The 19,476-nt window shown below is 38.2% G+C and carries 17 protein-coding genes and 1 other annotated feature; of the genes, 5 read left to right on the top strand and 12 right to left on the bottom strand.

The annotated features are described in order from the left end of the window. Positions 1-319: 319 nt before the first annotated feature. Genes HPT25_RS00640 through HPT25_RS00650 form a run of 3 tightly spaced genes read left to right on the top strand, consistent with a single transcriptional unit; the run spans position 320 to position 2,169 of the window. Entirely contained in the window at positions 320-757 is a 438-nt protein-coding gene (locus HPT25_RS00640) for a type IV pilus modification PilV family protein (protein ID WP_173058558.1), read from the top strand. A gap of 9 nt (positions 758-766) precedes the next feature. Beyond that, on the top strand, positions 767-1,201 hold the full coding sequence (locus HPT25_RS00645) for a prepilin-type N-terminal cleavage/methylation domain-containing protein (RefSeq protein WP_173058561.1): 435 nt from the start codon (positions 767-769) through the stop codon (positions 1,199-1,201). Between the two features lie 11 nt (positions 1,202-1,212). After that, positions 1,213-2,169 (top strand): type IV pilus modification PilV family protein, encoded by a 957-nt coding sequence (locus HPT25_RS00650; protein ID WP_173058564.1) that lies wholly within the window; start codon positions 1,213-1,215, stop codon positions 2,167-2,169. Positions 2,170-2,260: 91 nt separating this feature from the next. On the opposite strand, the gene HPT25_RS00655 is transcribed toward HPT25_RS00650, so the two are convergent. The 3 genes from HPT25_RS00655 to HPT25_RS00665 form a co-directional block, all read right to left on the bottom strand. Next, on the bottom strand, positions 2,261-3,982 hold the full coding sequence (locus HPT25_RS00655) for a sensor domain-containing diguanylate cyclase (protein ID WP_173058567.1): 1,722 nt from the start codon (positions 3,980-3,982) through the stop codon (positions 2,261-2,263). A gap of 69 nt (positions 3,983-4,051) precedes the next feature. Then, positions 4,052-5,374 carry a bifunctional folylpolyglutamate synthase/dihydrofolate synthase gene (locus tag HPT25_RS00660; RefSeq protein WP_173058570.1) on the bottom strand — a complete coding sequence of 441 codons (1,323 nt, stop codon included), beginning with the start codon at positions 5,372-5,374 and terminating at the stop codon, positions 4,052-4,054. 64 nt (positions 5,375-5,438) lie between these two features. Further along, positions 5,439-8,084 carry a valine--tRNA ligase gene (locus tag HPT25_RS00665; protein WP_173058572.1) on the bottom strand — a complete coding sequence of 882 codons (2,646 nt, stop codon included), beginning with the start codon at positions 8,082-8,084 and terminating at the stop codon, positions 5,439-5,441. 51 nt (positions 8,085-8,135) lie between these two features. Beyond that, positions 8,136-8,368, bottom strand: a binding site (T-box leader). 161 nt (positions 8,369-8,529) lie between these two features. On the opposite strand from HPT25_RS00665, the gene HPT25_RS28220 reads away from it, so the two are divergent. Then, on the top strand, positions 8,530-8,721 hold the full coding sequence (locus tag HPT25_RS28220; RefSeq protein WP_217269592.1) for a YszA family small membrane protein: 192 nt from the start codon (positions 8,530-8,532) through the stop codon (positions 8,719-8,721). Positions 8,722-8,737: 16 nt separating this feature from the next. Here the strand turns inward: HPT25_RS28220 and ysxE are convergent, their stop codons facing one another. From ysxE to hemA, 9 genes are all read right to left on the bottom strand, one after another. After that, a complete protein-coding gene (ysxE, locus tag HPT25_RS00670; protein WP_173058575.1) occupies positions 8,738-9,778 on the bottom strand; it encodes a spore coat protein YsxE in 1,041 nt (346 codons plus the stop codon). Between the two features lie 86 nt (positions 9,779-9,864). Next, a complete protein-coding gene (gene spoVID / locus HPT25_RS00675) occupies positions 9,865-10,944 on the bottom strand; it encodes a stage VI sporulation protein D (RefSeq protein WP_173058578.1) in 1,080 nt (359 codons plus the stop codon). Between the two features lie 155 nt (positions 10,945-11,099). Continuing rightward, complete coding sequence (locus HPT25_RS00680) at positions 11,100-12,323, bottom strand: serine hydrolase domain-containing protein (RefSeq protein WP_173058581.1); 1,224 nt, start codon at positions 12,321-12,323, stop codon at positions 11,100-11,102. A gap of 142 nt (positions 12,324-12,465) precedes the next feature. Continuing rightward, entirely contained in the window at positions 12,466-13,752 is a 1,287-nt protein-coding gene (gene hemL, locus HPT25_RS00685) for a glutamate-1-semialdehyde 2,1-aminomutase (RefSeq protein ID WP_173058584.1), read from the bottom strand. 22 nt (positions 13,753-13,774) lie between these two features. Further along, a complete protein-coding gene (hemB, locus tag HPT25_RS00690; RefSeq protein ID WP_173058587.1) occupies positions 13,775-14,755 on the bottom strand; it encodes a porphobilinogen synthase in 981 nt (326 codons plus the stop codon). Positions 14,756-14,786: 31 nt separating this feature from the next. Further along, positions 14,787-15,557 (bottom strand): uroporphyrinogen-III synthase, encoded by a 771-nt coding sequence (locus HPT25_RS00695; protein ID WP_173058590.1) that lies wholly within the window; start codon positions 15,555-15,557, stop codon positions 14,787-14,789. Next, positions 15,551-16,489: a hydroxymethylbilane synthase gene (hemC, locus tag HPT25_RS00700; RefSeq protein ID WP_173058593.1), complete on the bottom strand. Its 939-nt coding sequence runs from the start codon at positions 16,487-16,489 to the stop codon at positions 15,551-15,553. Before hemC ends, HPT25_RS00695 begins: the two co-directional genes overlap by 7 nt. Positions 16,490-16,498: 9 nt before the next feature. Further along, positions 16,499-17,332, bottom strand: coding sequence for a cytochrome C assembly family protein (locus HPT25_RS00705; protein WP_173058596.1), 834 nt, complete (start codon positions 17,330-17,332; stop codon positions 16,499-16,501). A gap of 12 nt (positions 17,333-17,344) precedes the next feature. Then, entirely contained in the window at positions 17,345-18,682 is a 1,338-nt protein-coding gene (gene hemA / locus HPT25_RS00710) for a glutamyl-tRNA reductase (RefSeq protein WP_173058599.1), read from the bottom strand. Between the two features lie 300 nt (positions 18,683-18,982). Between hemA and HPT25_RS00715 the strand changes: the two genes are divergently transcribed. Next, positions 18,983-19,471, top strand: coding sequence for a LiaI-LiaF-like domain-containing protein (locus tag HPT25_RS00715; RefSeq protein ID WP_173058602.1), 489 nt, complete (start codon positions 18,983-18,985; stop codon positions 19,469-19,471). The last annotated feature ends 5 nt before the right edge of the window (positions 19,472-19,476 follow it).

A 19,476-nucleotide genomic window follows, 5' to 3' on the forward strand; every position in this document is an offset into this window, starting at 1 on the left:
TATTTATCAAAAAACTGTCAAATTTTTATGTCTTTTGTATTATTATAACAAAACCGCAAAATATAACTAGATAGTTTGTCATAGGTTGATGATTTTTTTTCGGTAAATAAAACATAATGAAAATGATTTTCCAGTATATAGTACAAATTTTTTGTTTATGAGATATTAATCCATAATCTACTGCCTACCCCTACATAAAATCATTTCGATATTTTTTCAATTATTCAAAATTTCGTATTTTCCATCAAAATACTGACGAAATTTACTAACTGAATATTGTATAATACTAATAAGTAATTTCAAATGAAGGCGGAAAATTATGAAGAAATATTTCCATAACCAAAAAGGACTGACATTAATCGAAATCCTCATATCAATTGTCCTGCTTACCGTTATATTAACTTCATTTATGGGTTTTTTTACTCAGTCTGCCATCTTCAACAAACATAACAATGTTAAACTTGATACCATTCAAACGGCACAAAAAATAAAAAACCTAATAAATACAAATATGACGAAAAATATTTTGCTAAATGATAATAAAATTGATGCTCTAGGCACGATCCAAACTACCAAACTAGATGCGGCCTATTTAAGTAAATATTTCAATCCTCAAACTTCTTATAATTATTGGGTGGAATTGAGCAATAGTCTCATACCAAATTCAACAACAAAATTAATTCAGGTAAAAATTGTTGTTCAGGATCCAAAGAATATAAACAATCAGTCAGTCACTTATACTTATATTAGAGGGTGAAAGGGAGCCATGAAGAATGAGAGTGGACTCACCATAATAGAATTGTTAGTAACCATCTTCATCCTATTTATTATTTCTTCTATTTTGTACAGCGTTTTAATAGGAATCAATAAAAACTCACAGCAAATTTCATCCAATACCAATTTGGAAGAAGAAGCTAATATCGCCCTTACTACTATAAAGAACTTTCAGTTAACTAAAAGTATTTATGTACTATCATTTGATTCTAATAAGAAAGTTTATTTAATAGGAAATTCGTCACCAAGCCAACCATTAGGCAGCACTGATATTTCAAAGCTCACAATTGATGATGGTTATGGATCAACGATTCCCTCCTCTCCTAACATGAAAACTATTAATACCGCTACATCCAAATCCATTTCTGTTCATATAGAACTAGGAAATGGGATATATAAATTTGATACGATCATTAAAAAGTATTAAGGGATGAAATTATGATTAGAAATGAAAAAGGGTACACCTTAATTCTGGTACTGATTATTATGTCTGTTTCCATGATCCTTTCTCTTGGTTTAATAGGTGGGACTTTGACTGCTAGTAAGCAGTTTAATAAAACGGACAACCGGAACAAAGCCACTGATTTGGCAGAGATGGGGGTAACCTATTTCCTCCAAGTAAATAACAGCGTGCTTCAAGAGGCAAAAAATAGTAATCCCTCCAATTTTTGTTCAACATTTACATCTATTATAAAAGATCAAAATAACACACGTGGGTATTACACGAATAAAAATGTTGATGGAAATAATAGGTACCAAATTACATTAGACAATAACCTGACTTCTTCGTGCAGTACGAATCCAAATAGCTTTAAAGTTGTTTTCTATAGTACCGGAACTACTGATACAAATGAAAAGGCTACACTTACAGGCACATTTACCATCTCTAAACAATCGATTTCATATCCTAGGTCTGGTGAAAGTGCACCAAATCAAAGTAATTTTTCAAAACGATCCTATCTTTATAATGAAGCATCCAATACTGGAAATAAATATTATTATGGAGATATTACCTATAATGATCAGCCAAAAGATGTAACTTTATATAATACTGCCTGGTTTAATTCCATCACGTTACTTGGCGGCCGAACACTTACTATAAATAATGATGCTATATTTAATAACATTTCTAACATGAGTGATATTTCGATGAACGGCCAATCCAATATTACAGTAAATGGGGATGCCATTTTCTACGGCCAAAAACCTGTGAAACAGACTCAAAAAACCTCTATTTGTGTAACCGGAAATCCATATTATGTGCAGAATGGGGTTCTAACACCTTTTACAGACTTCGGAGATTATTTTCAATTAACTTCTGGTTGCCAACAAACTTCCCCAGTATCAAGCTGGGTATTTGATAATAATACTGGAGTCACCGTTAATTATAATTAAATATAGGGGTATGAAAGATCCTCCTTGATGCATAGCTTTTTCAGAGTAAAACAAAAAGCCGAATCACACGATTCGGCTTTTTGTTTTAACCTTAACACGATGAATACTCCGCTACTCGATTCCTCCCAGCACGCTTTGCACCGACATATAATGCCCTGTCAGCATGACGGATCAGCGAAAGATAATCCTCTGCATCTTCAGGAGCGCTTGCTACACCTATGGAGGCAGTGATTTTAATTTGCTGCTGTTTATGATCATGTTCTAACGATTGAGTAATCGTAAACGGCCAGTTGGCAATTGATTGCCTGATTCGTTCCGCTATGTTTATTGCATCGTTCTTTGGTGTATCCGGAAGGAGAACCACAAATTCTTCTCCACCATAACGAGCAATGGTTCCAGTTTCTCCAAGCAATTTACTAAGTCTGCTTGCTAATTCACACAAAACTTCATTTCCGCTTTGGTGGCCATAGTTATCATTCACTGATTTAAAATGATCAATATCGAGAATGATTATTGACAGCATATTCCTCTCAAAATTAAAAAGCTTATCAAACTCATATGTTAACACATTTTCAAAATAACGATAGTTATATAATTTTGTTAATGCACAGCGTTCGCTTTGCATTTTCGCCAATTCATAATGTTTGGCGTTCTCCATTGCCACAGCAAAATATGAACATAGGATATCAGCAATCATCAGCTGATACTTTTCATAGGCCCTTTTACGCTTGGAGGCGAGTAATAACACACCAATCACCTTTTTATTACGGATAATGGGGACGCTTAGTATACTTTCCGCATTATAGGGCATGTATCCTTTCGTATACGTTTTCCACTCATTACTAGATTTGAAAAGATATGATTTCTCCTTGGCCCATACCATTCCGAAAATGTCTTCATTCTTTTTCATTGCAGGCAAGTATGTATCCATAACTTTTCCTGCCTCCATACCGCGCGACAGGATCAGCTCCTCTCCCGTTGCTTCAAAAATATAGGCATAATCTACAGGAAGCATTTCACTGAACTTTTGTAAGAACAGGTCGATAACGTCATCTACTTTAAGACGTTCAGCCATCTGATGTCCAATTTCCGCTGCTTTTTGCAAATATTCATTGATCTTTTGGCTGGAATAATAAAGATTAAAAATAATCGATAAACTAACAAAAGGAATCCCGACAAACACGATGGCCAATAAACCAAATTGATAATAGAGAATATATAAAACTATACCAATCGGAAATGTAATAATCGTCGTAAGCGTTTCCACATAGAAGTCTTTGCCAAAATAGGATTCTTTTATATTGTAAATAAAATATAAAATAAATGAAAAAATGACCTGATTTACGGCATAATAAAGAACAGCATACAGGATCGTAAGCCGTAGTGAACTAGTATCGGCAGCGATATCAGGACCAGTATGTCCACCTAGTAAATAATAGATCACTCCGCTGATAAAAGACACAAGAAAAAACATATTCGAATTGATAGGCAGCCGAAATAATTGATCTTTCCGCAATATTCTTAACTTGCTTGATAAAACTAAAAATGCGATTTGAGCAAAAAGCATCTCCATAAATAGCCCAAATTTTAAAAAGACTACAAGTGTGACCCATTGGATTAAAAAAATAAACATTTCATTGATGACAATTGGCATGGAAGCAACGAGACAGGTTAATAGTAAAAATGCCGCTGCCTCCAGCCAATGTCCTGATATATGAGGAGGATAAGCGCGATAGGTATACCACATGCCTGTTGGAACCAACAAAATCCAAATAAGAAAAATCATTCTTTTGATTTGTGGTTTGACCTGCATCTTATCCCCCCTGTCGATAAAATCTTTAAGTCAAGATAATATTTATTCTAGCAAATAGTTACAGATTTGTCACAAAGAAATCGTCAAATTTTTCAAACAAAACTTTAAATATGGTTTGACTTCGGAAATAAAATAGAGAGAACCTGTAACGACCATCATACTATCATCATTTATATTTGGAATTTCTTCTAATAGATAGGTTTTCCAATCATCCACTGCTAGTTTATTTGACGAATTGCTCATTTCCAGCAATTCCACAGCTGTGGCGGCTCTAGGATAATCAAAACTGACAAAAGTAATTTGAGTGGCAATTTGATCAAGTTTTGCGATCATTTTATCAAACTTTTTATCCCTTAATGCCGCAAAAACAATATGAATAGTTCGATTGGCATAACGTTTAGCCAATTCTTGAACCAATACGGATATTCCTTCATCATTATGAGCGCCATCTACGATCACTAAAGGGCTTTCTGATAATATTTCAAATCTGCCCGGCCAATATGCTTGTAGCAAGCCTTTTCGGATTGCTCTCTCCGTAATATTAAATAGTCCTTTTTGATTTAAATATTGGGAGACGCTGACTGCTAATGAAGCATTTTCAATTTGATGGCGGCCCATCATACTAATTTTAAGTTTTTCTAGTATCCCTTCCTCCGTTTTAAGAGTAAAAATCTCACCCTTTTCGAGCGATTCATGTTCGGTAATCAAAAACTCATGGCCCAGACGGTAAACAGGTGCCTGCATTTTCTCTGCATATTCTTCTATTACCTTTAAAGCACCTAAGTGGCTAACTGCCGTAAAAATAGGCATTTGCTGCTTTATAATTCCTGCCTTTTCAAATGCAATCTCCTCATGAGTACTGCCCAGAATATTCGTATGGTCAAGACCAATATTCGTAATAATGGAGGACAATGGTTTCAAAATATTCGTTGAATCAAAACGCCCGCCTAATCCAACCTCGAAAAGAACGATATCGGCATTTGACCTATTGGCAAAATAATAAAATGCCATCGCCGTTATAACTTCAAACTCGGTGGGACCACCAAGCTCTGTTTCCTCCAACTCTTTTGCCAGAGGGGCAATCACGTTCGCCAGCTCGAGAATTTCATGGTCACTGATTGGCTTTCCATTTATACTGATTCTTTCATTAAAGTGTTCAATATATGGTGATGTAAACGTTCCAACTGTATAGCCTGACGCTTGAAGAATCGAGCGAAGAAATGTAACAGTAGAACCTTTTCCATTTGTACCGCCGATATGAACAGCTTTTATTTTTGTTTCCGGATGATCCAGCTTGTCCATCATCCATTCCATTCGAATTAAACCTGGTTTGATCCCAAGTCTAAGCCTTCCATGAATCCAGTTGAGTGCTTCTTGATAGGTAGTAAACATGTTATGACACCCCATTTTTTCTGTAATAGGAGGAGGCGAATCCGCTTGGATTCGCCTTCCCTTATTATATACCTTTCAGTTCTTTTAAACGAGACTCAACAACAGATCTTTTCTCAAGATAATCATTTTCTTTTGCTCGTTCTTCTGCAATTACATTTTCAGGTGCTTTTTTGATAAATCCTTCATTGCCTAATTTTTTCTGAACTCTTTCTACTTCTTTATTTAAACGTTCGTATTCCTTTTGAAGACGGGCAATTTCTTCCTCAATATTGATCAAGCCTTCAAGAGGTAAAATGATTTCTACTCCTGTAACGACAGCGGTCATAGCTTTTTCAGGTGCCTCGACTTGGATTCCCATTTGTAATGATTCTGGGTTACAGAAGCGTTCGATATAGCCTCGGTTTTTCTCGATTGCTTTAAGCGTATTTTCATCCTTTGCTTTAACGAGCATTTTGATTTTTTTGCTTAAAGGTGTATTAACTTCTGCTCGAATATTCCTTACCGAACGAATGATTTCCATCAAGAGTTTCATTTCCTGTGCCGCTTCTTCATCTGTAAGCTCCGGTTTTACAACAGGCCAGCTTGCCGTTGTCACTGATTCACCTGAGTGAGGGAGATTTTGCCAAATTTCCTCGGTAATGAATGGCATAAATGGATGAAGTAATCTCATCGTTTGATCTAGAACATATGCAAGAATAGAACGCGTCGTTTTCTTTGCAGCTTCATCATCACCGTATAGTGGCAGCTTCGCCATTTCAATGTACCAATCACAGAAGTCATCCCAGATAAAGTTATAAAGGGCTCGACCGACTTCTCCAAATTCATAGCGTTCCGAAAGTTTGGTCACATGGTCAATTGTTTCATTCAAGCGTGTTAAAATCCACTTGTCGGCAACAGATTTTTCACCGTTAAAATCAATTTCATCATATGCCAGCCCATTCATATTCATTAAAGCAAATCGGGAGGCATTCCAAATCTTATTTGCAAAATTCCAGGTTGCTTCTACCTTTTCCGTGCTGTAACGTAAATCCTGTCCTGGAGATGTACCCGTTGACAAGAAGTATCTTAAAGAGTCAGCACCATATTGATCAATTACATCCATTGGATCGACACCGTTGCCTAACGACTTACTCATTTTGCGTCCCTGTTCATCACGAACAAGACCATGAATTAATACATCTTTAAATGGACGCTCACCAGTAAATTCAATGGATTGGAAAATCATCCGTGAAACCCAGAAGAAGATAATATCATAACCGGTCACTAAAACATCTGTTGGGAAGAAGCGCTTGAAATCCACCGCATCCAAGTCTGGCCAGCCCATTGTAGAAAACGGCCACAAAGCAGAACTGAACCAAGTATCTAATACATCTTTATCCTGTTCCCAATTTTCGATATCTACCGGCGGTTCGTGAGCAACAAATACTTCCCCGGTTTTTTTGTGATACCACGCAGGTATTCTGTGACCCCACCATAGCTGTCTGGAAATACACCAATCGCGGATGTTTTCCATCCAGTGCAGGTATGTCTTTTCAAATCGGTCAGGAACGAAGTTGACTTTATTTTCTTTAGATTGCAGGGCAATCGCTTCATCGGCTAATGGCTGCATTTTCACGAACCATTGGGTTGATAAATAGGGCTCCACAACTGCCCCGCTGCGTTCTGAATGACCAACAGAGTGAAGGTGGTCTTCAATTTTAAACAGTACGCCTTGTTCTTGAAGATCTTTAACAATTTGCTTACGGCATTCAAATCGATCCAGTCCTTGATATTTGCCTGCTTTTTCATTCATCGTTCCGTCTTCATTCATAACTAGAATACGCTCAAGATTATGGCGGTTGCCTAATTCAAAATCATTCGGGTCATGAGCCGGCGTAATTTTAACTGCCCCAGAACCAAATTCCATATCCACATAATCATCGCCAACAATTGGAATTTCTCTGCCGACGATTGGCAAAATCACTTTCTTGCCAATTAAATGTTTGTAGCGTTCATCTTCTGGATGTACAGCAACTGCTGTATCGCCGAGCATTGTTTCCGGACGGGTTGTGGCAACTTCAATATGACCAGAACCATCTGCTAACGGATATCTTAAATGATAAAAAGCACCTTGAACGTCTTTATAAATAACTTCGATATCAGATAATGCAGTTTTAGTGGAAGGATCCCAGTTAATGATATATTCACCACGGTAGATCAAGCCTTTTTTATAAAGAGTAACAAATACCTCACGAACGGCCTTGGATAATCCTTCATCAAGCGTGAACCGCTCGCGGGAGTAGTCAAGACCGAGGCCTAGTTTTGACCACTGCTGGCGGATATGAGAAGCATACTCTTCCTTCCATTTCCAAGTTTCTTCAACAAACTTCTCGCGGCCCAAATCATAACGGCTTTTTCCTTCACTGCGTAATTTTGCTTCCACTTTTGCCTGTGTTGCTATCCCAGCATGATCCATTCCTGGCAGCCATAAAACATCATAGCCCTGCATCCGCTTCATCCTGGTAATAATATCTTGAAGTGTCGTATCCCAAGCATGCCCTAAATGCAGCTTACCAGTAACATTCGGCGGTGGAATGACAATTGTGTACGGCTGTTTAGCTTCATCTGCCTCTGCTTCAAAAAACTTTCCTTGTAACCACCAGTCATAACGGCCCTTCTCAATCGTTTGTGGGTCATATTTGGTTGGCATGGTAATTTCCTTTGTTTCCATAAAAAACTCCTCCTTATTGCTTCAGAAAAAACAAAAAACCCCATTCGTCAATAAAAGGACGAAATGGAGTTGCTTCGCGGTACCACCTTTTTTCCAATCAAACAGTTGATTGGCACTTCATCAAATAACGGATTTTATCCGTCTTCTACTAATAAGAACTGTGTCCGTTCATAGAAGAAGCTCATGGGCGACCTTCTGATGTTCTGCTTAGGAAATCTTCCAGCTACTGATTTCCCTCTCTTAAAGCAGGCTTGCATCATACTCTTCCCAATCTTTGCTGCCATTTTTAATTATATTTTTATACTACCCAAAAAAGGGGATTGACGTCAATCAGGATAACCAAATTTTTTATTGTTTATACAATATGCATTATAGTGGGAACTTTCAGGGCTAATGGAATATATATATAAAATAAATATCTGATTATATTAAGGGGGCGGTTTCGATGAAGGGAAGTTTCAAGCGTTTCAAATACCAACCTTGGTTTAGGAGTTTCCGACAATTTTGCGGTCAATTTATCGTCCCATTAATTATATTTCAAGGAATTCGCACGATCTTATTGCCGAGCGTTTTTGACATTTTTTTATTTATCATTTTGTTGCTGATCGCCTTATCCATTTATTTAGAAATAATTTAAAGAGCCCAGTTTGCAGTCAACTACTCTGCTGCTGGGCTCCTTCTTTTGCTTGCTGCTGGCTATCAATTTCTGTCATCCTCATGACAACATATTCGGTATTTTTCAAATGCCAATACCGCTTCTGAAGCTGTCTGACAAGCTTTAACTCATTTCTGGGACGTTTTTTGCGATAATACTTTTCCACCCCTTGAATCATAGGGATTGGATAGGACAAATAACTGTAAAATAATAATTTCTCATCTGGTTTAAAGGGAAAATATTTAAAATAATGTTGAATCCATTCAATTGTCTCATCATTCCGCTTAGGATTTGTATTTAATGTACGCGACAAATATGGAAGGAGATCATGAATAGGCGATCCGTATCGGGCACTTTCAAAGTTAATAAAATAACCGTAACCTCTATCATCATAAAGAAAATGTTCGGAAGACAATTTCCCGTGGTTAATAACCATTCTAGCCTTTTCACTGTCTTTGGTATTTTCATACCATTCTTCAAATTTTGTCTTGGAAAATGTTAATGCTTGCCTGATTTCTGTATAGTATAAACAATATAATAATTCGAATGGGGACATGTAAGTCTTTTTCTCGCATTCTTCAATAAATCCATCTAAAAATTCTTGATGTTTTTCATATTGCTGGATGGTCTTTTCATAATGTTCCTGACGTTCTTCATTACTTACCTTGATTTCCTTTGCGGATAGAGTGTGAAGTCTCGCTAACTCGCGAAACAGCTGGGGGTTTTTGTGCTCCCGGTCTTCTTTGTGATCGTTTACCAGCCAAGGCATTAAATAATAAAGTTGATTCTCATACAACACGGCATACCTGCCATCAAGAGCAGGATAGATGGGGACAATCCGGTTATAGCCTTTTTGATATAAAAGATGTACATGCCGGATAAAATCAGTTCCGACAACGGGAGGAATTTTTTTAAGGGCAAATGTGCCCTTGTTGGAATAGATCTTTAGTATACTGCCATAATCTTCAACAAAATTAGGCTCTATTTGATATTCTTTTAGAATGGGGACAACGGCTGCTACTTGATTTTTGTCGCTCATTTCATTTCAACTCTCTTTCAGAGAAAAGAGGCTTTTTAAAAGAAGCGGAGCAGGTTAAATACAACCCGCTCACCTTTTGAAAGCCGCTACTTTTTTGCAAATGCTGCTGGAATATATAATACCTGGCCTTCAAAAACATCTTGATTGATTTCAAGATTGTTGACACGAAGGAGATGCTGTGCCGTCACATCATAACGTTCGGCAATTCTTTCTACTGTATCGCCTTTTTGAACAATGCACATTTTTAATCTTGTTTGTGCCTGGTTTTCGTCCTTACGGGCAAAAAATTCTGTCAGCGTCATGCTTTTCTTCTTAGTAAACAATTTCTTTATCTTTTGCTTTGGTCCTTCTACCGAAGAGGATGAGCTTTCCTCCGTTACCGTCGCATCCTTTTCTAAATAGATCGGTTCATCTGGAAGATCTTCAACCACGATTTCTTCTTCCGCTTCAACTTCAACCGTTTTCCCCTCGCTTCTGGCATCCTGATATTCCCATGGCGGCATGAACGGTTCTGGTTCATACTGCTCCTGTGGCTGGTAATGAAAATTAGGATATTTCGGGAAGGTAGGCGGCTGTTCTTCCTGGTGCTTCCTAGCCTCTGCGTTAAATAAAAATTGATCTTGATAGCTGCTCTGTACTATCGTCTCTTCTGCTTCTAACTCCTCCGCATCGTTTGCAATCGATTGACGGTGAAGAAGCTCTAATTCTTCCTCTTTTTCTTCCTCCTCCTGCGGCTCAGAAGCATAAAGGCCACTGATTGTCAGCTCCGCGGAAAGTTTCAGGCAGCTGCGCTCTGGAAAAGAATAATCGAACGATTCCACGAGGACATCAATATCATAAATACTTTTAATCCGATTATTGGGAATCGTAATATCGACTGGAAATCGATGAGAAAATTCACTGTTGCCTTCTTCAATCTCCGCCACTCTTTCGATGAACTTTTGCGATTGTTTGCTTTCTTCTACTTGTTCATTACTGATTTCGTAACTTTTATATTCGCCAGTGAGCTCCAACGAACCGCGTATGGTTACGTACTGATCACTTTCCTGGATGGTGATGTCCGGGTCTAGAGAAATGGAAATAAGCTCTTCGACTTCCTGTCCTTTTCTAAACCACAACGTCTCCTCCAAGGAAAATCGCAGACACGATTGATTCTCTTGGGACAAAGCGACTCCTCCTTTCATTTCCTTTACGTAAAATCACTGTGTCACTTACACTCTATGAGCAGTTTTTTTTATTTATGATAAAAATGAAACAGTTGTTTAAAGAAAACTCTCCGATTGGTGAAATTCTAGTCACGAAGACAGAAGGGGAGTTTTCCTCAGCCAGATTGGTATTTCAAACGGCTAAGAAAATAGGAAAAACCACTCATTGGCTGATGAGTGGTTTTTTCCAGTGTTTGAGTCGGTTGCTCTTGATAAAGATTGACGATTTCATGAATTCTTAACACCATTTGATCAAGCTGTGTCATAGGATCTTTTTTATTTAAAAATAGTACGATCGATGTTTTATCATTAAAATAGGAATGTGTTGTATAGTAGCCTGGCAATACCCCATTGCTCCATGCTCGAATACCATTATAGTATAAGCCTAGCCCGTATTTTGATTTTGAGCCAGGTGTAAGCATTTGTTTCAGGCTGCTTAACGAAACAAGTTCTCCATTCATTAACGCCTGATCAAACAAAGATAAATCATATGGAGTGGAATAAATGTCACCGCAGGCATATAAGGCATATGCATTAAATATTTGCGATTTCTTGAATTGGTTATTTTTAATCACATATCCAGTAACGCTATATGGTGCAGGATGCTGATGGGTCATAAAACCCGTTTTAGTCATTTGGACCTTGTCGAAAATATTTTTTTGAATAAAAGAATGAAGGGGTTCGCCACTGACTTTTTCAACAATATAGCCTAATAGTATATAATTAGTGTCACGGTAATCCCACTTTGTTCCAGGCTGAAATTTAACAGGATATTTTGCAATTTCTTTCACTAATTTCAATGGAGTGGTATCACCGGTATGCCAATTCAGACCTTGAATTCCGGATGTATGTGACATTAAATTATAAAGCTTTATTCGTTTAGCATTCGGGAAGTTTGGGATGTACTTTGAAACAGGGTCTTGGATGCTTAATTTATGCTGTTCCTGAAGAATCATTATACTGGTTGCTGTAAATATTTTCGAAATCGATCCGACAGGAAATGATGTATTCGGATTATTTTCAATATGTGATTCGATATTGGCAAGTCCAAAACCTTCCCGAAATAGGATTTGTCTGTTTTGTACAACAGAAATACTTCCGCTTATATTGTTAAATAAGCGCAAATAATTCCTGATATTCACCTGCAACGGTTCCGACCGATTAGGAATAAACCCGAGATTTTGATTAATCGGCTTTTCCACTTTCATGGTTTCTTTCTCTGCCTTTACTGGTAGCACACTCGTGTTTTTCGCATTTTGAAAAAAAGGAAGTTCGCATCCAGTCATACTGCAAATAACAGCTGCAGCCAATAAGAAAATCCCCAGTTTCTTATATTTCATAAATCATCCTCCATATTCCCATTCTCCATCTTCTTCAGAAATTACCTGCACTATTATAGCATGGAAATGTGGCGAAAATAAGATCATTTTTGGTTTGAACAAAAAAAAACATCCATGGAACCCATGAATGTTTTTTAGCTTTCTATTTAAGTTTAGAAAAGGCAATTTCCGCAGCTTGAATTGTTTTTTGAATGTCCTCATCCGTGTGTTCCGTCGATAGGAATAATCCCTCAAATTGAGATGGCGGCAGGAACACACCCTGTTCTGCCATTTCGCGATAGTATGCCGCAAAAAAGTCTAAATTCGATGTCTTAGCTTTTTCATAATTAATGACAGCATCATTTGTAAAGAAGAATCCAATCATCGAACCTGCACGATTAAAGCTGATTGGAATATCATATTTCTCTGCTGCAGCTTTAAATCCCTTTTCAAGCATGTCACCTTTACGGATAAATTCCTTGTAATGTTCCGGTGTTAATTGGCTTAACGTTTCATAGCCTGCTGTCATTGCCAGCGGGTTTCCGGACAATGTGCCCGCTTGATAAATTGGACCGCTAGGAGCAATACGTTCCATAATATCGGCTCTGCCGCCATAAGCACCGACTGGCAGACCACCCCCAATGACTTTTCCTAAGCAAGTCAGATCTGGTGTAATGTTGAAGTAACCTTGAGCACAATTGTAGCCGACCCTAAAACCGGTCATTACTTCATCAAAAACTAATAATGCCCCATATTGAGTGGTTATTTCTCTTAGTCCCTCCAAGAAACCTGGAAGCGGCGGTACTAGGCCCATATTGCCGGCAACTGGTTCAACAATGATACATGCGATATCATTCCCATATTGTTCAAAAGCGTATTTTACCCCTTCAAGATCGTTGTATTGAACTGTTATGGTATTTTTTGCCGTCCCTTCCGGTACCCCTGGGCTGTCTGGCAAACCAAGTGTGGCTACACCGGAACCAGCTTTAATCAATAATGAATCCCCGTGGCCATGGTAACAGCCTTCAAATTTTAATATTTTATTGCGTCCTGTATAACCTCTGGCAAGCCTTAGCACACTCATAGTTGCTTCCGTTCCAGAATTGACCATTCTTACAATTTCAATGGATGGGACACGCTCTTGGACAAGTTTCGCCAATTTGTTTTCCCATATTGTCGGTGCACCGAAGCTGGTGCCCATTTCGGCGGTACGTTTAAGTGCTTCCACCACATGGTCATTGGAGTGACCTAAAATAAGAGGACCCCATGACAACACATAATCAATATATTCATTTCCATCAATATCATAGATTTTGGAGCCTTTTCCGCGTTCCATAAAAATCGGGCTCATTTTTACGGATTTAAAAGCGCGGACCGGGCTGTTAACACCACCAGGCATTAGCTTCTGGGCTTCTTTAAATGCTTCGATCGATTTAGTATATGAACGCATTCTTTTCCCTCTTTCTGTAGAATTATTGGTTTTCTTTCAACCAGCGAATAGCATCTTTTGCATGATAGGTAATGATGAGATCAGCACCGGCGCGTTTCATCCCCATTAACATTTCAAGCACAGTTTGCTTCTCATCCACCCAGCCATTTTGTGCTGCTGCTTTAATCATGGAATACTCACCGCTGACGTTATAAACAACAACCGGTAGATTGAAATTATTTTTAATATCCCGAACAATGTCAAGATACGGCATACCAGGCTTAACAATCAAGAAATCTGCGCCTTCTTCCACATCTGATTCTGCTTCTCTAAATGCTTCTATACGATTGGCTGGATCCATTTGATAGGTCTTTCGGTCGCCAAATTGCGGTGCACCTTCTGCAGCTTCGCGGAAAGGCCCGTAAAATGCGGAAGCGTATTTTACGGCATATGACATAATCGGGATTTCTGTAAATCCTGCTTCATCCAATCCAGCCCGAATTGCAGCTACAAAACCATCCATCATATTGGAAGGAGCTATAATATCAGCACCTGCTTTAGCTTGGGTTACAGCCGTTTTGACAAGTAAATTCAACGACTCATCATTCAGAATTTTTTCACCGCTTACCATGCCGCAATGGCCGTGGCTTGTGTATTCACATAAACACGTATCAGCCACAACGATTATTTCAGGGTATTTTTCCTTGATAAAACGAGTAGCCACTTGAACGATACCATGGTCATGATAAGCCTGTCCGCCACATTCATCCTTCGCTGCCGGAATACCAAATAATAAAACTGATTTAATTCCGTGTGCCACGATATCTTCCATTTCTGCTTCTAAATGATCCATAGATACTTGGAAAACACCAGGCATGGATGATACTTCATTACGAATATTTACTCCTTCATAAATAAATAACGGATAAATAAAATCTTCGGCTTTTAAATGATTCTCTCTTACAAGCGCACGCATATTCGCACTTGAACGCAATCGGCGATGACGTTTAAATTGAAGTTCCATTATTAATACCTCCAAAATAATTAGCTAATTTTTAGATTCGATCCAAATATTCAATGGTACTTTTTATCATTTTTTCAACAGTGTATTCCTTAGGAGTTACATGGACCGGCAACCCATAGTTCTGTAATGTCCTTTGCGTAACCGGGCCGATACATCCGATGATAGATTCACTTAAACTGCTGCTTAATCCATGCTCTTTTACAACTTGCATAAAGTGATCAACTGTAGACGAACTTGTAAACAGAAGAATATCCAGTTTGTGTTCCTGCAGTATAGATACAAGCGTTTGGCGACTTTCTTCCGGAAGAAAGTTTTCATAAATGACGACTTCTTCAACTAGGGCACCCGCTTTCTTCAACGTCTCCGCAATGTAATCCCTTGCAAGATTTCCTTTAGGAATTAAAACTCTGGTGCCCTGATTAATATACTTTAAAAACTCAGACGCAAACACTTCTGCTACATAGGAAGATGGCAGAAATTCAACTGGAATCCCTCTTTCGTGAAGAGCCTCTTCTGTCTTTTTTCCGATTACCGCGATTTTTGGCAGTCTACTATCCGAAGTTGTACATGCAAGAAATGTTTCCACTGCTATATTACTTGTAAAGATAATCCAATCATATGTATCCATTACTTCTAAGCACTTCCCAAGGTGCACATTGTGACGGATCGGCCGAAAAGCAATGAGAGGGATCTCAATAGGAATCCCTCCATATTGTTTAACCATCCTTGAAAAGGTTTTGGCTTGTTTCTCACCTCGTGGGACAAGAACTTTCTTATCAAGTAATGGCAGGGGCTTTAGCATTGTCCTTCGAGCTCCCGCTTCACACGATCAATTAAATCCTTTGCTCCCTTTTGAATCAACAGATCCGCTGCTTGATTACCAAGTTCCTCAGGATTATTGCCTCTAAGCTCTTCTTTAAAAATTTCGTTGCCTTCAGGAGTCGCTACCAAGATACTTAGAACGATTTCATCGTTATCATCGACATAGGCAAAACCAGCAATTGGCACTTGGCAGCCGCCTTCCATTTTGGCAAGAAATGCTCGTTCTGCCCGTATAGCTTGTTCCGTTTTTTTGCAGGTAAATTTCTCGAATAATTCCAGAAGATCCTTGTCGTCTTCTCGGCATTCAATTGATAAAGCCCCCTGACCAACAGCAGGAATGCAAATATCGGTATCCAGAAATTCCGTTACAACCTCATGTGTCCAGCCCAATCTTGAAAGTCCAGCAGCTGCTAAAATAATCGCATCATATTCCTCAGTTTCCAGTTTGGCTAATCTTGTATCAACATTGCCCCGAATCCATTTTATCTCTAAATCCGGACGTTTTGCCAATAATTGAGCACTTCGCCTTAAGCTGCTTGTTCCAATAATTGCACCTGGTTTTAAATCAGCCAGTTTTTCATGTCCCCTTGAAATAAGGGCATCGCGGTGGTCTTCTCTAAATGGTACACAGCCGATTGTCAGCCCTTCTGGGAGCAAAGCAGGCATATCTTTCATGCTATGAACTGCCATATCTATTTCCTTATTCAGCATGGCCTGCTCTATTTCCTTCACAAACAAGCCTTTTCCGCCTACCTTTGCCAGGGTGACATCTAAAATTTTATCGCCCTTCGTTACAATTTCTTTTACTTCAAATTCAAATCGAGGGTCCAATTTTTTCAGCTGCTTAATTACCCAGTTTGTCTGTGTTAACGCCAATTTGCTTCGTCTGGAACCTACAATAATTTTTCGCATGACTGCCTCCTATGAGTACCATAAGTGAAAAGATGATAATCTTCCAAATAAGAAGAAGTTGATTAAAACAATTAAAAATGAAGCAACATTCCATAATGCCAGTTTTTTTCCGGATTGATTTTTTACGGTCCGAAAATATAAATAAATACTGTACGCAGTAAGCAATAAAAAGGATCCAATGATTTTACTATCATACCAGGGCATCCCCGGAAGTTTTATTAATGCCCATTGCAATCCTAAAATCAAGCCTAATAGCAGCATGGGAACACCGATCACTGCAAATATGTATGACAATCTTTCTAATTTTTCCAAATCAGCAATTCGGATCAGCCGTTTTCCCCATTTCTTTCTTTTCAATAAATCATATTGGAACAGATATAACAAGGAAAAGACAAACGATAAGGAAAATGCTCCGTATGAAAGAATCGCCATTGTGATATGAATAAGCAGCAATTCAGAAACAAGCTGCTTAGCCATTACATGGGAATGGTACTGCATCGGTGCAAAAGTATGAATGGCCATAACGGTAAAGCCCAATATATTGGTGAAAAAGACAATAAAATCAACTCGTAATAAATGATTTATACCAATTGACAATGTTACTAATACCCAAGCATAAAAATAGAGTCCCTCAAAGATTGTAAGAACAGGGAATCTGCCTGTTTTGACCATATAAAAAATTAGAAAGGCTGTTTGGAAAATCCATACAAATGCAAGTAACCAGAAGGCAACCCTATTTGCCTTCCGGTTCTGATGCAGAAAATCAAAGAAATATAGCAGCACACTGAATGCGTACAAAACAACCGTTAATTCATGAATCCTTGTAAAAAAGAGGCTGGACATCGGTCTGGCCCCTTAAGATTGAAGAGATGCCCGCATTTCTGGGGCCATATCTTTATCGGCTGTTTTCATCTTTTGTTCGCGAGCAAGCTCTTCAATATTAAAAATTTTCATGAATAAGTCCATTGCTTGTTTAGCATCAGGTCTGGCAGCCAATTCTTTTGCTTGTAAAATCGGATCTTTTAACAGTTGATTAATAATACTTTTAGTATGCTTGTTCAATACCTTTATATCGTGTTCCGAAAGATTAGGAAGTTTTCGTTCCAAACTGACCATTGTCTCTGCCTGGATCGATAGAGCCTTCTCTCTTAGGGCGGAAATGACTGGAATCACACCGAGCATTCCCAGCCATTGATTGAATTCGACAATTTCTTTTTCAATCATCATCATGATTTTCTCAGCAGCTTTCTGACGTTCCTTCAAGTTCGCCTCCACAATGCCTTCTAAATCATCGATGTCATATAGAAATACATTCTCAAGCTCGGCAATTCTCGGATCCAAATCCCGTGGTACTGCAATATCCACTAGGAATAACGGTTTGCCTTTCCGCATTTTCTCGACTTTTGCCATCATTTCTTTGGTAATCACAATATCCTTTGCACCGGTCGAACTTATGAGGATGTCTGAATCTATTAACGATTGCTGTAGTTCATCAATTGTTTTTGCCTCACCATTAAATCGGCTGGCAAGAGCTGTTGCTTTATCATAGGTACGGTTTATCACCGTTACTTTTTTCACACCATTTCCATGCAAGTTCTGGGCAGCTAATTCACCCATTTTTCCAGCTCCAAAAATCAATACATGCTTATTGGCCAGAGAGCCAAAAATTTTCTTGGCCAGTTCGACTGCTGCATAGCTGACTGAAACCGCATTGGCACCAATTTCTGTTTCAGAATGTGCCTTTTTGGCAAGAGTAATCGCTTGTTTAAATAAGTGATTAAATACCGATCCGGTTGTTTCCTGTTCCTGGGCAAGCATAAAGCTTGTTCGCACCTGTCCCAAGATTTGAGTTTCCCCTAATACCATAGAATTTAGTCCGCAAGTGACATTAAATAAATGTTCCACAGCACCATCATCTTCAAAAATGGATAAAAACGGAGAGAATTCCGTCTGCTCCAATTCAAACCATTCCGCCAGAAATTGTTTTATATAAAAACGTCCTGTATGCAATTGATCTACAACCGCATAAATTTCTGTGCGATTGCATGTTGATAAGATGACATTTTCCAAAATGCTTTTCTTGGAAGTCAGCTTCTTAATGGCTTCTCCAAGTTCAGTTTCATTAAATGTCAAACGTTCGCGGATTTCTACAGGGGCTGTTTTATAATTAAGACCGACAACTAAAATATGCATGAATGAAAAAGGCACCCCCATTAAGATCGCATTTTCTCTATTATGATTATATCACGAACATTTTAAGTTTAGAGCTTAAAATTGTGAACATTCACCAAAACTATGTGCTATTATAAAGAAAAAACTAGACGACTGGCCTCCCTATTAGGTCAAAGCCAACGATTATTCTGCACTTAAGAAACAAACTTACTGTCATATCAGCTAATAAATAATAGGACAATTATCTTAATACTTCCTTAAGTACAGTATCAAAAAAATACAATAGATTCAAGAAAACCATACTGGAAGACGGTGTTATCAATGAAAAACCAACATATTTTCCCTGGCATCATTTTAATTGGTTTTGGGGCTTACTTTTTTCTGCAGCAAGCAGGAATTACTATATTTCAATCATTTTTTACATGGCCTACATTACTAATCATTGTAGGTATTGCCTTTCTAGGGCAGGCTTATATGGCTAAAGATCATGAAGCCATCCTTCCTGCCGTTATTATCACAGGGTTTGGTCTCCATTTTCTTCTTGCCGGTCATGTGAGTTTTTGGCCTAAAAATACGATCGGCATGTTAATTTTTATTATATCAGCTGGATATTTCTTACGGTTCCAAAGAACCAAAAACGGATTATTCCAAGCATTTCTGTTTCTTATCATATCTGTATTGCTTTTATTTAATGATAAAATAGCCAGATACCTTGGTTTTTTACAGCATGGAATGAATCTCGTTTGGAAATTTTGGCCTGCACTGTTAATTATTATTGGTATATATTTTCTCTTAAAAAAGAAAAAGTAAACGCC

The sequence above is a fragment of the Neobacillus endophyticus genome, assembly GCF_013248975.1.
In the GTDB taxonomy this organism is placed as follows: Bacteria; Bacillota; Bacilli; order Bacillales; family Cytobacillaceae; genus Neobacillus; species Neobacillus endophyticus.

What these genes read in the sequence shown, in the direction of transcription:
- ysxE (WP_173058575.1), bottom strand. Translation starts at nt 9,778, where the DNA reads ATGAGCGACAAAAATCAAGTAGCAGCCGTTGTCCCCATTCTAAAAGAA.
- HPT25_RS00680 (WP_173058581.1), bottom strand. Translation starts at nt 12,323, where the DNA reads ATGAAATATAAGAAACTGGGGATTTTCTTATTGGCTGCAGCTGTTATT.
- hemA (WP_173058599.1), bottom strand. Translation starts at nt 18,682, where the DNA reads ATGCATATTTTAGTTGTCGGTCTTAATTATAAAACAGCCCCTGTAGAA.
- hemB (WP_173058587.1), bottom strand. Translation starts at nt 14,755, where the DNA reads ATGGAACTTCAATTTAAACGTCATCGCCGATTGCGTTCAAGTGCGAAT.
- HPT25_RS00705 (WP_173058596.1), bottom strand. Translation starts at nt 17,332, where the DNA reads ATGTCCAGCCTCTTTTTTACAAGGATTCATGAATTAACGGTTGTTTTG.
- hemC (WP_173058593.1), bottom strand. Translation starts at nt 16,489, where the DNA reads ATGCGAAAAATTATTGTAGGTTCCAGACGAAGCAAATTGGCGTTAACA.
- HPT25_RS00650 (WP_173058564.1), top strand. Translation starts at nt 1,213, where the DNA reads ATGATTAGAAATGAAAAAGGGTACACCTTAATTCTGGTACTGATTATT.
- HPT25_RS28220 (WP_217269592.1), top strand. Translation starts at nt 8,530, where the DNA reads ATGAAGGGAAGTTTCAAGCGTTTCAAATACCAACCTTGGTTTAGGAGT.
- HPT25_RS00695 (WP_173058590.1), bottom strand. Translation starts at nt 15,557, where the DNA reads ATGCTAAAGCCCCTGCCATTACTTGATAAGAAAGTTCTTGTCCCACGA.
- HPT25_RS00665 (WP_173058572.1), bottom strand. Translation starts at nt 8,084, where the DNA reads ATGGAAACAAAGGAAATTACCATGCCAACCAAATATGACCCACAAACG.
- hemL (WP_173058584.1), bottom strand. Translation starts at nt 13,752, where the DNA reads ATGCGTTCATATACTAAATCGATCGAAGCATTTAAAGAAGCCCAGAAG.
- HPT25_RS00655 (WP_173058567.1), bottom strand. Translation starts at nt 3,982, where the DNA reads ATGCAGGTCAAACCACAAATCAAAAGAATGATTTTTCTTATTTGGATT.
- HPT25_RS00645 (WP_173058561.1), top strand. Translation starts at nt 767, where the DNA reads ATGAAGAATGAGAGTGGACTCACCATAATAGAATTGTTAGTAACCATC.
- HPT25_RS00640 (WP_173058558.1), top strand. Translation starts at nt 320, where the DNA reads ATGAAGAAATATTTCCATAACCAAAAAGGACTGACATTAATCGAAATC.
- HPT25_RS00660 (WP_173058570.1), bottom strand. Translation starts at nt 5,374, where the DNA reads ATGTTTACTACCTATCAAGAAGCACTCAACTGGATTCATGGAAGGCTT.
- HPT25_RS00715 (WP_173058602.1), top strand. Translation starts at nt 18,983, where the DNA reads ATGAAAAACCAACATATTTTCCCTGGCATCATTTTAATTGGTTTTGGG.